Here is a 15,352-nt window from a genome sequence, read left to right as displayed (position 1 = left end):
CTCGGCCCAGGAGCGCAACCGCGTCGTGGCCGACTTCAACGCCACCCGTGTGCCCTACGCACGCGACGCGTCCGTCCATCAGCTCTTCGCGGAGCAGGCTGCCCGCACTCCCGACGCCCTCGCGCTCGAGTCCGACGAAGGCACCCTCACCTACCGCCAGCTCGACGAGCGCTCCAACCAGCTCGCCCGTCACCTGCACGCCTCCGGCGTCTCCCCGGGCTCCATCGTCGCCCTGTGCCTCGGCCGCTCTCTCGACATGGTCGTCGCCACCCTCGCCATCCTCAAGGCCGGGGCTGCGTACCTCCCGCTCGACCCGTCGTACCCGCCCGAGCGTCTGTCCTTCATGCTCGCCGAGTCCGGCGCCGCCGTCCTCGTCACCTCCGACGCCCTCGCTGATGAGCTGCCCGCCCAGGGCCTCATGCTCGTCTGCGTCGACGCCGATGAGCGCGCCATTACCCGTCAGCCGACTACTGCGCTGGATGCGTACGTGCGTCCCGAGTCGCTGGCGTACGTCATGTTCACCTCCGGCTCCACCGGCCGGCCCAAGGGCGTTTGCGTGCCTCACCGCGCCATCGTCCGCCTCGTCTGCGGCTCCGACTTCGCCTCCTTCGGGCCCCAGCACTCCTTCCTCCAGTTCGCCCCCATCTCCTTCGACGCCTCCACCTTCGAAGTCTGGGGCGCGCTGCTTCATGGCTCGCGGCTCGTCCTCTTCCCCAACCGCACGCCTTCTCTCGAAGAGCTGGCTTCCTTCATCTCCTCTCGTCGCATCACCACCGCCTGGCTGACGGCCGCTCTCTTCGACCAGATGGCCGCTTCTCACCTGCCTGCGCTGGATGGCGTGGAGCAACTGCTGGCCGGTGGCGACATCCTGCCCCCGGGCCGCGTGAAGGAGCGCCTGTCTCGGGGCCGCCGCCTCATCAACGGCTACGGCCCCACCGAGGGCACCACCTTCTCTGCCTGCTACGTCATGGACGATGTCGCCCAGGTGGGGACGTCGGTCTCTATCGGCAAGCCCATCTCCAACACCCAGGTGTTCCTGCTGGATGCGCAGATGCAGCCGGTGCCCGTGGGCGTGCCCGGTGAGCTCTTCATCGGCGGCGACGGCCTCGCGTGGGGCTACCTGCGTCGGCCCGAGCTGACGGCGGAGAAGTTCGTTCCGCACCCGCTGAGCACCGAGCCCGGCGCGCGCCTGTACCGCACCGGCGACATTGCCCGCTGGCGCGAAGACGGCACGCTGGAGTTCTTCGGCCGTCGTGACTCGCAGGTGAAGGTGCGTGGCTTCCGCATCGAGCTGGGCGAAGTCGAAGCGGCCATTGCCCGCCACTCCTCCGTGCGCGAAGTCGTCGTCGTGGTGCGCGAGGACGTCCCTGGTGACAAGCGTCTGGTGGCGTACCTCGTGGCCCAGGAGGACGCGACGCTGGCTGATGCATCCACCCTGCGCACGTTCCTCAAGCAGCACCTCCCTGACTACATGCTGCCGGCCGCCTTCGTTCCGATGGAGGCCATTCCCGTCACCTCCAACGGCAAGGTGGACCGCAAGGCCCTGCCTTCTCCGGACGGCTCGCGCAGCGACCTCGCCGAGTTCATCGCTCCCTCCACTCCGACCGAGCTGCACCTGGCCGCGCTGTGGACCGAGCTGCTCGGTGTCCAGCGCATCGGCGCCACCGACGACTTCTTCGAGCTGGGCGGCCACTCCCTGCTGGCCACCCAGCTCATCTCCCGCCTGCGCGCCGCCTTCCGCATCGAGCTGCCGCTGGCAGAGCTGTTCTCCACCCCCGTCCTCTCCGCACTCGCTGCGCGCGTGGACGCGGCCGCCGCCTCCGGCATCTCCGCTCCCCAGGCTCCGGCGCTGGTGCCCGCGCCTCGCACCCAGCGACTGCCGCTCTCCTTCGCTCAGCAGCGCCTGTGGTTCCTCGACCAGCTCGAGCCCGGCAACCCGTTCTACAACGTGCCCGCGGCCCTGCGATTCGAGGGCCCGGTGGACGTGGACGCGCTGCACCGCACCTTCCGTGAGCTGTTCCAGCGTCACGAGGCGGTGCGCACCGTGTTCCGCACGGAAGAGGGCTCCAGCCCCGCGCAGGTGATTCAGCCCGTCCCCGAGCAGCCGCTCACCGTCGTGGACCTGCGCGAGCTGCCCGCAGGGGCTCGCGAGGCCGAGGCCCAGCGCCTCGCCATGCAGGAAGCGCTGCGGCCCTTCGACCTGTCGCGTGACACGCTCCTGCGCGCCACGCTGCTCCGGCTCGAGGACCGCTCGCAGGTGCTGCTGCTGACCCTGCACCACATCGCCTCGGACGGATGGTCCCTGGGCGTGCTGATTCGCGAGATGGCCGCCCTCTACGAGGCGTTCCGCACCGGCCAGTCGCCCGTGCTGCCGGCCCTGCCCGTGCAGTACGCCGACTACGCTGTGTGGCAGCGCGGATGGCTGCAGGGCGACGTGCTGGCGTCCCAGGTGGACTGGTGGCGCCAGCAGCTCGAAGGCGCGCCGAGCCTGCTGGAGCTGCCCACCGACCGGCCCCGCCCGGCCGCACAGAGCTACCGGGGCTCCAGCCTCCGCGTGGGCCTGTCGCGCGAGCTGACCGACAGCATCACCACCTTCGCCCAGCGCGAGGGCGTCACCCCGTTCATGGTGCTCCTGGCCGCCTACCAGGTGGTGCTCGCGAGGTACTCCGGCCAGGACGACGTCTGCGTGGGCTCCCCCATCGCCGGCCGCCGTCACTCCGAGCTGGAAGGGCTGATTGGCTTCTTCATCAACAGCCTTGTGATGCGCACGAAGCTGTCGGGTGACCCGACGTTCCGTGAGCTGCTCGGCCGCGTGCGGCAGACCACGCTGGGCGCCTTCGCCCACCAGGACGTGCCCTTCGAGAAGCTCGTCGAGGAGCTGCAGCCCGAGCGCAGCCTGAGCCACTCGCCGCTGTTCCAGGTGGTGCTGTCGCTCCAGAACTCTCCGGCGGCCGAGGTCGTCCTCCCCGACCTGACCATCCGGGCCCTCGAGGTCGAGCGGCGCACGTCGCAGTTCGACATGAGCCTGTCCGTGACGGACACGCCCGACGGGCTGGCCGGTACGTTGGAGTACAACACCGACCTGTTCGACGCCTCCACGGTGGAGCGACTGTTCAGCCACCTGCGCACCCTGCTGGAGAACGCCGTCTCCGCGCCCCAGCGCCGCCTGTCCGAGCTGCCCATGCTCTCGGCCCAGGAGCGCAACCGCGTCGTGGCCGACTTCAACGCCACCCGTGTGCCCTACGCACGCGACGCGTCCGTCCACCAGCTCTTCGCGGAGCAGGCCGCTCGCACTCCCGACGCTCTCGCGCTCGAGTCCGACGAAGGCACCCTCACCTACCGCCAGCTCGACGAGCGCGCCAACCAGCTCGCCCGTCACCTGCACGCTTCCGGTGTCTCTCCGGGCTCCATCGTCGCCCTGTGCCTCGGCCGCTCCCTCGACATGGTCGTCGCCACCCTCGCCATCCTCAAGGCCGGGGCTGCGTACCTCCCGCTCGACCCGGCGTACCCGCCCGAGCGCCTGTCCTTCATGCTCGCCGAGTCCGGCGCCGCCGTCCTCGTCACCTCCGACGCCCTCGCAGATGAGCTGCCCGCCCAGGGCCTCATGCTCGTCTGCGTCGACGCCGACGAGAGGGCCATCACCCGTCAGCCGGCTACTGCGCTGGATGCGTACGTGCGTCCCGAGTCTCTGGCGTACGTCATGTTCACCTCCGGCTCCACCGGCCGGCCCAAGGGCGTTTGCGTGCCTCACCGCGCCATCGTCCGTCTGCTGTGCGGCTCCGACTTCGCTTCCTTCGGACCCCAGCACTCCTTCCTCCAGTTCGCCCCCATCTCCTTCGACGCCTCCACCTTCGAAGTCTGGGGCGCGCTGCTTCATGGCTCGCGGCTCGTCCTCTTCCCCAACCGCACGCCTTCTCTCGAAGAGCTGGCTTCCTTCATCTCCTCGCGCCGCATCACCACCGCCTGGCTGACGGCCGCTCTCTTCGACCAGATGGCTGCCTTGCACCTGCCCGCGCTGGATGGCGTGGAGCAACTGCTCGCCGGTGGCGACATCCTGCCCCCGGGCCGCGTGAAGGAGCGCCTGTCTCGGGGCCGCCGCCTCATCAACGGCTACGGCCCCACTGAAGGCACCACCTTCTCCGCCTGCTACGTCATGGACGACGTCGCTCAGGTGGGCACTTCGGTCTCCATCGGCAAGCCCATCTCCAACACCCAGGTGTTCCTGCTGGATGCGCAGATGCAGCCGGTGCCCGTGGGCGTGCCCGGTGAGCTCTTCATCGGCGGCGATGGCCTCGCGTGGGGCTACCTGCGTCGGCCTGAGCTGACGGCGGAGAAGTTCGTTCCGCATCCGCTGAGCACCGAGCCCGGCGCGCGCCTGTACCGCACCGGCGACATCGCGCGGTGGAAGGAAGACGGCACGCTGGAGTTCTTCGGCCGTCGCGACTCGCAGGTGAAGGTGCGCGGCTTCCGCATCGAGCTGGGCGAAGTCGAAGCGGCCATTGCCCGCCATTCGTCCGTGCGCGAAGTCGTCGTCGTGGTGCGCGAGGACGTCCCTGGCGACAAGCGCCTCGTCGCCTACGCCACCGCCCAGGAAAACGCGGCGCTGCCCGACTCCTCCACCCTGCGCACGTTCCTCAAGCAGCATCTCCCCGATTACATGCTGCCGGCCGCCTTCGTCCCCATGGACGCGCTGCCGCTGTCCTCCAACGGCAAGGTGGACCGCAAGGCCCTGCCCTCCCCGGACGGCTCGCGCAGCGACCTCGCCGAGTTCATCGCTCCCTCCACTCCGACCGAGCTGCACCTGGCCGCGCTGTGGACCGAGCTGCTCGGTGTCCAGCGCATCGGCGCCACCGACGACTTCTTCGAGCTGGGCGGCCACTCCCTGCTGGCCACCCAGCTCATCTCCCGCCTGCGCGCCGCCTTCCGCATCGAGCTGCCGCTGGCAGAGCTGTTCTCCACCCCCGTCCTCTCCGCACTCGCCGCTCGCGTGGACGCGGCCGCCTCCTCCGGAATCTCCGCGCCCCAGGCTCCGGCGCTGGTGCCCGCGTCCCGTACCCAGCGCCTGCCGCTCTCCTTCGCCCAGCAGCGTCTGTGGTTCCTCGACCAGCTCGAGCCCGGCAACCCGTTCTACAACGTCGCCGCTCCGGTCCGGCTGGAGGGCGACCTGGACGTGGCCGCGCTGGAGCAGAGCTTCAACGAGCTCATCCGCCGGCACGAGGCGGTGCGCACCGTGTTCCGCACGGTGGATGACCTGCCCGTGCAGGAAATCCTCCCGCCCATGACGCTGCCGTTCGCGGCCGTGGACCTGCGTGAGCTGCCGCCCGGGACGCTCGAGAGCGAGGTGCGACGCCTCGCCTCCGAGGACGCCCGGCATCCGTTCGACCTGAGCCGCGGGCCGCTGCTGCGCGCCACGCTGCTCCAGCTGGAGGACCGGGTGCACGTGCTGCTGCTGACGATGCACCACATCATCTCGGACGGCTGGTCCATGGGTGTGCTGGTGCGCGAGCTGGCCGCACTCTACGAGGCGGCCACCACGGGCCAGCCCTCGCCGCTGCCCGAGCTGCCCGTGCAGTACGCCGACTACGCCGTGTGGCAGCGCGGCTGGCTCCAGGGCGACGTTCTCGACGCCCAGGTGGATTGGTGGCGCCAGCAGCTCGACGGCGCACCGCGCGCGCTGGAGCTGCCCACCGACCGGCCCCGTCCGGCCGTGCAGAGCCACCGCGGCGACACGCTGACGATGAAGCTGCCGTCCGCGCTGTCCCAGGCGGTGGTGGCGCTCGGCCAGCGCGAGGGCGCCACGCCCTTCATGGTGCTGCTCGCCGCGTTCCAGGTGGTGCTGGCCCGCTACTCCGGCCAGGACGACGTCTGCGTGGGCTCGCCCATCGCCGGCCGCCGCCATGCCGAGGTCGAGGGCCTCATCGGCTTCTTCGTCAACACCCTGGTGCTGCGCACGAAGCTGTCCGGTGACCCGACCTTCCGCGAGCTGCTCGGCCGCGTGCGGCAGACCACGCTGGGCGCCTTCGCCCACCAGGACGTGCCCTTCGAGAAGCTCGTCGAGCAGCTCCAGCCGGAGCGCGACCTGAGCCGCTCGCCGCTGTTCCAGGTGATGATGGTGCTGCAGAACGCGCCGGTGCCGGAGCTGCGGATGCCGGGCGTCACGCTGCGCCCGCTCCCCGTGGAGCACGGCACCGCCCAGTTCGACCTGAGCTTCTCCTTCGTGGAGACGCCCGCGGGCATCGAGGGCGCGCTGGAGTACAACACCGACCTGTTCGACGCCTCCACCGTGGAACGCCTGCGCGGCCACTTCCAGGCCCTGCTGGAGGCCGTGGTCGCCGCGCCGGACGCGCGCCTCTCCAACGTGTCGCTGCTCACCGAGTCCGAGCGGCACGAGATGCTGGGCGCGTGGAGCGGGACGCGCGCGGACTTCCCGCGCCAGTCCTGCCTGCATGAGCTGGTGGCCGCCACCAGCGCGCGCCACCCCGACACGGTGGCCGTGGAGTCCGACTCGCACGCGCTCACCTACGCGGAGCTGGAGCAGCGGGCCAACCAGCTCGCATGGCACCTGCGCTCCCTGGGCGTTGGCCCCGAGGTCCGCGTGGCCGTGTGCGTGGAGCGCTCGGTGGAGATGGTGGTGGCGCTCCTCGGCGTGCTCAAGGCCGGCGGAGCCTACGTCCCCGTGGACCCGCTCCTGCCGTCCGCGCGCCTGTCCTTCCTCCTGGAGGACAGCGGCGCCGCGGTGCTGCTCACCCAGCAGCGCCTCACGCCGCACCTGCCCGCCTTCGCCGGCCACACCGTGGCCCTGGATGCCGGCGCGGATGCCCTCGCGGCCCTGCCCACGCACGCGCCGGTGTCCGGCGTCACGTCGGGCAACCTCGCGTACGTCATCTACACCTCCGGCTCCACCGGCAGGCCCAAGGGCGTGCTCATCACCCACGAGAGCACCGCCAACCTGGTGCACTTCGAGCAGCGGGCCTACGGCCTGGGCCACGGCAGCCGCGTGCTCCAGTTCGCAAGCCTGAGCTTCGACCTGTCCGTGGAAGAGGTCTTCACCACGCTGGCCTCGGGCGGCACCCTGCGGGTGCTCCGGCCCGAGCAGGTCGTGGCCGGCCCCGCGCTGCGCGAGCTGGTGAATCGCCACGGCATCACCGCCGTCAGCCTCACGCCCGCCGTGCTCGCGGCCACCGCCGCGGAAGGCCTGCCGGCGCTGCGCACCGTCATCTCCGGTGGCGAGGCCTGCTCGGCCGACCTCGTCGCGCGCTGGGCGCCGGGGCGCACGTTCCTCAACACCTACGGCCCCACGGAGGCCACGGTCGTCGCCACGGTGGCGGAGTGCACCGCGGATGGGCGCACGCCGTCCATCGGCCGGCCGCTGCCCAACGTGCAGGCGTACGTGCTCGACGAGCACCTGCGCCCGGTGCCCGTGGGCGTGCCCGGCGAGCTGTGCCTGGGAGGCGTGGGCCTCGCCCGCGGCTACCTGGAGCGCGCGGACCTCACGGCCGAGAAGTTCATCCCCCACCCGTTCAGCACCGAGCCCGGCGCCCGCCTCTACCGCACCGGTGACAAGGTGCGCTGGAGCGCGGACGGCCAGCTGGAGCACCTGGGCCGCATCGACCTCCAGGTGAAGGTGCGCGGCTTCCGCATCGAGCTGGGCGAAGTCGAAGCCGCGCTGGCCCTGCACCCCGAGGTGCGCGAGGCCACCGTGGTGCTGCGCGAGGACGTGCCCGGCGACAAGCGCCTGGTGGGCTACGTCGTCGCCGCCGTCACGCTGGACACCCTGGCGCTGCGCGCGTTCCTCAAGGAGCGGCTGCCCGAGTACATGGTGCCCGCCGCCTTCGTGACGCTGCCGGCCCTGCCCCTGACGTCCAACGGCAAGGTGGACCGCAAGGCCCTGCCCGTGCCGCGCATCCAGGTCGACGAGAACACCTGGGTCGCTCCGCGCAACGCCACCGAGCGCACCCTGGCGGACATCCTCGCCCAGGTGCTGCGCCTGGAGCGCGTGGGCGCGACGGATGACTTCTTCGCGCTCGGCGGTCACTCGCTGCTGGCCACGCAGGTCATCTCCCGCATCCGCACCACCTTCAACGTGGAGCTGCCGCTGCGCGCCCTCTTCGAGGCGCCCACCGTGGCTCTGCTGGCCGGGCGCCTCCAGGCGTCCTCCAGCGTGAAGGCGCCGCCGCTCACCCGCGCCTCGCGTGAGGGCCGGCTGCCGCTGTCCTTCGCGCAGCAGCGGCTGTGGTTCCTCGACCAGCTCGAGCCGGACAGCCCGCTCTACAACCTGCCCTCCGCGCTCCGCCTCACGGGCCCGCTGGACGTGTCCGCCCTGGAGCAGGGCCTGAAGGCGCTCGTGCTCCGTCACGAGGCGCTGCGCACCACCTTCCACACCGACGGCGGCGAGCCGTTCCAGGTCATCGCTCCGTCCCTGCCGCTGCCGCTGGTGCGGGTGGACCTGTCCACCGTGCCCGCCGGACAGCGCGAGGCCGAGGCACTGCGGCTCGTGCAGGAGGAGGCGCTCCGGCCCTTCGACCTCGCCAGTGGACCGCTGCTGCGCGTCACCCTGCTGCGCCTGACGGACAGCGAGCACGTGCTGGTCGTCAACCTGCACCACATCGTCTCGGACGGCTGGTCCACCAGCGTGCTGGTGCGCGAGCTGGCCGCGCTCTACGAGTCCCACGCCCTGGGCGGCCCCGCGCCGCTCGCGGAGCTGCCGCTCCAGTACGCGGACTACGCGGCCTGGCAGCGCCAGTGGCTCCAGGGCGAGGCCCTGGCGCAGCAGCTCGCCTGGTGGAAGGAGCAGCTCTCCGGCGCGCCGCACGCGCTGGAGCTGTCCACCGACAAGCCGCGCCCGCCCATGCAGTCCTTCCGCGGCGCCCAGGTGCCCCTGCGTCTGCCCGAGCACCTCTCCAGTCAGGTGCGGCTGCTCGCCCAGCGCGAGGGCGCCACGCCGTACATGGTGCTGCTCGCCGCCTTCCAGGTGCTCCTGCACCGCTACACCGGCCAGGACGACCTGCTCGTGGGCTCGCCCATCGCCGGCCGCCGCCACGCCGAGCTGGAAGGGCTCATCGGCTTCTTCGTCAACACGCTGGTGCTGCGAGCCCGCTTCGCGGGTGAGCCGTCCTTCCGCGCGCTGCTCCAGCAGGTGCGGGACACCACGCTGGGCGCCTACGAGCACCAGGACCTGCCCTTCGAGAAGCTCGTGGAGACGCTGCAGCCGCAGCGCGACCTGAGCCGCAGCCCGCTCTTCCAGGCGCTGTTCTCCTTGCAGAACACGCCCGCGTCCTCGGCACGGCTCGCGTCGCTCACCCTGTCGCCGCTGGAGGCGCCGGGAGGCACGCTCGCCAAGTTCGACCTGACGCTGGCGCTGGAAGAGACGGGAGACACCTTCGCCGGTGCGCTGGAGTACTGCACGGACCTGTTCGACGCGGCCACGGCCGAGCGCATGGTGGGCCACTTCCAGGTGCTGCTCGAGGCGCTGTGCGCGAGCCCCGAGGCGCGCGTGAGCGCCCTGCCCATGCTCTCCACTCCCGAGCGCCAGCGCCTGCTGGGTGACTGGAGCCACGGCGGCGCCGAGCCCCATTCTTCCTCCGCCCTTCACTCCCGCTTCGAGCAGCAGGCAGTCCGCACTCCCGACGCCACCGCCCTTGTCGTCGGCCACCAGCGCCTCACCTACGCCCAGCTCGACTCCCGCGCCAACCAGCTCGCCTGGCACCTGCGTAGCCTCGGCGTCGGCCCCGAGGTCCCCGTCGCCTTCTGCCTCGAGCGCAACGAGTGGCTTCCCCTCGCCATCCTCGCCATCCTCAAGGCCGGCGGCGCCTACGTGCCCCTCGACCCGGCCTACCCCGCGGAGCGCCTCGCCTGGTCCTTCCACGACTCGCGCAGCCCGCTGCTTCTCACCCAGCGCTCACTGGCCACGTCCCTGCAAAGCCTCGGCGCTTCCGCCACCCTCCTGCTGGATGAGGCGCAGTCCTGGGCGCACCTGCCGACGCACCAGCCGCCCTGCCTCAACTCCCCCTCTCACCTGGCCTACGTCCTCTACACCTCCGGCTCCACCGGCAGGCCCAAGGGCGTCGCCCTCTCCCACCGCAGCGCCTCCGCCTTCGTCTCCTGGGCCCTGGAGACTTTCACTCCGTCGCAGCTGGCCGGCGTCCTCGCCGCCACCTCCGTCTGCTTCGACCTCTCCGTCTTCGAGCTCTTCGCGCCTCTGTCCTGCGGTGGCCGCGTCTACCTCGCTGACAACGCCCTCGCCCTGCCCTCGCTGCCGGCCGCTTCCGAGGTGACGCTCGTCAACACCGTGCCTTCCGCCATGGCGGAGCTGGTGCGTCAGCGCGCCCTGCCTGCCTCGGTGCGCACCGTCAACCTCGCCGGCGAGCCGCTGCCCGCGCCCCTCGTCCATGCCCTCTACGCGCTGGGCACCGTCGACGCCGTCAACAACCTCTACGGCCCCACCGAGGACACCACCTACTCCACCTGGACGACGGCTCCCCGCGACGCCTCCCGTCCTCCCACCATTGGCCGGCCCCTGCCCGGCACCCACGCCTACGTCCTCGACTCGCGCCTGCAGCCGGTACCCGTCGGCGTCCCCGGCGAGCTGTACCTGGCCGGCGCGGGCCTCGCCCGCGGCTACCTCGGCCGGCCCGACCTCACCGCTGAGCGCTTCGTGCCGGACCCCTTCAGCACCGAGCCCGGCGCACGCGCCTACCGCACCGGTGACAAGGTGCGCTGGCTGGCCAACGGCGAGCTGGACTACCTGGGCCGCATCGACTTCCAGGTGAAGGTGCGTGGCTTCCGCATCGAGCTGGGGGAAGTGGAAACCGCGCTGCTGCGCGACGCGCACGTGCGCGACACGGTGGTGACGGTGCGTGAGGACGTGCCCGGCGACAGGCGCCTGGTGGCCTACGTCGTCGCCCACGAGGGCCGCACGCTCGACGTCGGCGCCCTGCGCGCCACGCTCAAGCAGGCGCTGCCCGAGTACATGGTGCCCGCCGCCTTCGTCGTGCTGCCCGCCATGCCCCTCAACCCCAACGGCAAGGTGGACCGCAAGGCCCTGCCCGTGCCGGACGCGGCCGCCGTGTCCACGCGGGAGTTCGAGGCGCCGCGCACCCCGGCGGAGAAGCTGGTGGCCTCCGTCTGGGCCGAGGTGCTTCGCATGGAGAAGGTCGGCCGGACGGACGACTTCTTCAGCCTGGGCGGCCACTCGCTGCTGGCCACGCAGGTGCTCTCGCGCCTGCGCGCGGCGGCCGGGGTGGAGCTGCCCCTGCGCGCCCTCTTCGAGGCACCCACGGTGGAGCAGCTCGCCCTGCGCGTCGAGCAGGCGGGCCACGTCACCGGCCTGCCCCCGCTGCGGCCCGCGACGAGGGACGGACACCTGCCCCTGTCCTTCGCGCAGCAGCGCCTGTGGTTCCTGGAGCAGCTCCAGCCGGGCCTGCCGACGTACAACATGCCGGCCGCGCTGATGCTGGAGGGTGAGCTGGACGTGGACGTCCTGCGGCACGCCTTCGACAAGCTGGTCCAGCGCCACGAATCGCTGCGCACCACCTTCCACGAGGTGGCCGGCCAGCCCACCCAGGTCATCCACGCGTCGGCACCGGTGGACATCACCTGCCTGGACCTGACCGACCTCTCCGCGTCCGAGCGCGAGGCCGGAGTCCGTCGCCTGGCGCGCGAGCACGCCCTGCGTCCCTTCCAGCTCGCCGAGGGCCCGCTGCTGCGCGTCGCCCTGGTGCGCGTGGCCGAGGAGCAGCACGTGCTGCTCCTCAACCTGCACCACATCATCTCCGACGGCTGGTCCATGGGCGTGCTGGTGCGCGAAGTGGCCAGCCTGTACGAGGCCTTCAGCCAGGGCCGTGTCCTGGCACTGCCCCGGCTGCCGGTGCAGTACGCGGACTACGCCCTGTGGCAGCGCGAGTGGCTGCGGGAAGGCGCGCTGCAGAAGCAGCTCCTGTGGTGGAAGGAGCAGCTCTCCGGCGCGCCGCCGCACCTGGAGCTCCCCACGGACGCGCCGCGTCCGCTCGCCCTCTCCGCCGCGGGCGCCACCGTCCCGGTGCGCCTGCCGCGCAAGCTGAGCGAGGACCTCAAGGCCCTCGCCCAGGCCGAGGGCGCCACGCCCTTCATGCTGCTGCTGGCCTCCTTCCAGCTCCTGCTGTCCCGCTACTCGGGCCAGGAGGACATCGTCGTCGGCTCACCCATCGCTGGCCGCCACCCGGTGGAGACGGAGGGGCTCATCGGCTTCTTCGTCAACACGCTGGTGCTGCGCGCGCGGCTGAACGGCCACCTCACGTTCCGCCAGCTGCTGGCCTCCGTGAGGGAGACGACGCTGGGCGCCTACGAGCACCAGGACGTGCCCTTCGAGAGGCTGGTGGAGGAGCTGCAGCCGGCGCGCAACCTGGGCCGCAGCCCGCTCTTCCAGGCGATGTTCTCCCTGCAGAACACGCCCTCGGAGGAGATGACGCTGACGTCCCTGTCGCTCCGCCCCCTGAGCTCGGAGGACGCGGCCGCCGCCAAGTTCGAGCTGAACCTCGACCTGGCCGAGACGCCGGACGGCTTCTCCGGTGAGCTGCTCTACAGCACCGACCTCTTCCACGAGGCCACCATGCGCCGCATGGTGGAGCACCTCCAGTTGCTGCTGGAGGGCGCGGTGGCGCGGCCCGAGACGCGCCTGTCGTCGCTGACGCTGCTCACCTCCGAGGAGCGCCGCCTGCTGCTCGTGGACTTCCAGGGCAAGCCCGAGGCGTACCCGCGCGACGTCTGCCTGCACTCCCTCATCGAGGCCCAGGTGCTCCGCACGCCCGACGCCGAGGCCGTGCGCTTCGAGGACCAGGCCCTCACCTACGCTCAGCTCGATGCCCGCGCTGACGCTCTCGCCTCCTTCCTGCGCCACCTCGGCGTCGGCCCGGAGATGCTCGTCGGCGTCTGCCTGGAGCGCTCGCTCGACATGATGGTCTCACTGCTGGCCATCCTGAAGTCCGGCGCCGCCTACGTCCCGCTCGACCCGGCCTACCCGCGCGAGCGTCTGGCCGGAATGCTGGAGGACGCCGCCGCGCCGGTGCTCCTCACCCACCGGCGCTTCGTCGACGTGCTGCCTCCGCACGCCTCGCGCACCGTCTGCCTCGATGAGGACTGGGCTTCTTCCGTGCCCGCCGCCTCGGAGCTGCCCGCGCCCCAGGCCAGCCCCGACGCGCTCGCCTACGTCATCTTCACCTCCGGCTCCACCGGCCGCCCCAAGGGCGCCACCAACGCCCACACCGGCATCGTCAACCGCCTCCTCTGGATGCAGCAGGAGTACGGCCTGACCTCCGCCGACACGGTGCTTCAGAAGACGCCCTTCTCCTTCGACGTCTCCGTCTGGGAGTTCTTCTGGCCCCTCATGACGGGCGCCCGCCTCGTCTTCGCGAAGCCCGGCGGGCACCAGGACCCGGCCTACCTCGCGAAGCTCATGGCCGACGAGCGCGTCACCACCGTGCACTTCGTGCCCTCCATGCTCCAGGCCTTCGTCGAGGAGCCCGGCCTGGAAGGCCTCACCCACCTGCGCCGCCTCATCTGCAGCGGCGAGGCCCTGCCCGCCGAGCTGGTGCGCCGTGCCCACCAGCGCCTGCCCGCCACCGAGGTGCACAACCTCTACGGCCCCACCGAGGCCGCCGTCGACGTCACGTACTTCGCCTGCCCCCGCGACGAGCTGGCCCGAAGCGTGCCCATCGGCCGCCCCGTGGCCAACACGCAAATCCTCATCCTCGACGGCACCGGCCAGCCGGTGCCGGTGGGCGTCGCCGGAGAGCTCTTCATCGGCGGCATCCAGGTGGGCCGTGGCTACTGGAGAAGGCCGGAGCTGACGGCCGAGCGCTTCATCCCCAATCCCTTCAGCACCACCCCGGGCGCGCGCATGTACCGCACCGGCGACGTGGCCCGCTGGAGGCTGGACGGCACGGTGGAGTACCTGGGCCGCGCCGACTTCCAGGTGAAGGTGCGCGGCCTGCGCATCGAGCTGGGAGAAATCGAGTCCGCCCTGCGCCAGCAGCCGCAGGTGCTCGACACGGTGGTGGTGGCACGCGAGGACCGGCCCGGCGACAAGCGCCTGGTGGCCTACGTCGTGGCCCGTGAGGGCACCAGGGTGGACACGGCCGCGCTGCGCACCGCGCTGCTCGAGACGCTGCCCGAGTTCATGGTGCCCACCGCCATGGTGGTGCTGCCCGCCCTGCCCCTGAACCCCAGCGGCAAGGTGGACCGCAGGGCCCTGCCCGCGCCCGACTTCGCCGGGGCGGCACGGGACTACGTGCCACCGCGCGACATGCTCGAGCACGAGCTGGTCACCCTCTGGGAGGAGCTGCTCGGCGTCCAGCCCATCAGCGTGAAGAGCCAGTTCTTCGAGCTGGGCGGACACTCGCTGCTCGCCGTGCAGCTCGTGGCGCGCATCCGGGAGCGCATCGGGCGCGAACTGCCCCTGGCCGCGCTGTTCCAGGCGCCCACCGTGGAGCAGCTGGCCGCGCTCCTCCGGCGTCAGGAGCCGGCGGCCTTCTCGCCGCTCGTCCCCATCCAGCGCGGCGGCAGCCGGCGCCCGCTGTTCTTCGTCCACCCGGTGGGTGGCAACGTCCTCGGCTACGCGGAGCTCGCGCGGCGGCTGGGGCCGGACCAGCCCTTCTACGGCCTGCAGTCGCAGGGGCTCGATGGGAAGGAGGCTCCGCTGGGCACGGTGGAGGAGATGGCCGCTTGCTACATCGAGGCCATGCGCACCGTTCAGCCCCAGGGCCCCTACCAGCTCGGTGGCTGGTCGATGGGCGCGATGGTGGCCTTCGAGATGGCACGCCAGCTCCAGGCCCGGGGACAGGAGGTGGCGCTGCTCACCTTCGTCGACCCCAGCCCGGTGCCGGACGGTGGACCGAGGCCGGACGCCATGCAGGTTGCGGCGATGTTCGCCAGCGACCTGGGCCAGCTCATCCCGGTGGGTGCGGCGGCGCCGGACGAGGCCCTCCTGGGCCGCGGGCCTGACGCGGTGCTCGAGTACCTCCTGGAGAAGGGCCGCGAGGCAGGGCTGCTCGTTCCCGAGGTGGGCCTGGCCCAGCTCCGCGTCCTCTTCGAGGTCTTCGCCAGCAACGTGGGCGCCATGGAGGGCTACGTGCCCCGTCCGTACGCGGGCCGCATCGACGTGCTGCGCGCCAGCGAGTCGCGGCTGCCGGTGGACTCGCCCGACAGGGGCTGGGCCGCGCTGGCGGGCTCGCTGGAGCTGCGCGAGGTGCCGGGCACGCACTACAGCGTGCTCCAGGCCCCGCACGTCCAGGTCCTGGCGGAGCGGCTGTCGGAGCTGCTGCGGCAGGTGGACCCGCCCCGGGAGCAGCAGGACGACGACACGATCCGCTCGGCCTGA

Annotated in this window: 1 protein-coding gene (only partly in view); it reads left to right on the top strand. The window is 71.8% G+C overall.

The genetic code is table 11. From position 1 onward, the window contains the following. A protein-coding gene (locus tag ACX9TP_RS19975) for a non-ribosomal peptide synthase/polyketide synthase (RefSeq protein WP_482981305.1) crosses the window boundary here: on the top strand, window positions 1–15,352 show its final stretch. 26,666 nt of this gene lie to the left of the window's left edge; only the last 15,352 of its 42,018 coding nucleotides appear in the window; its start codon lies off the left edge, out of view; its stop codon occupies window positions 15,350–15,352.

The sequence above is a fragment of the Pyxidicoccus sp. M15 genome, from assembly GCF_056858435.1.
This window is presented reverse-complemented; position numbering and strand designations above follow the sequence as displayed.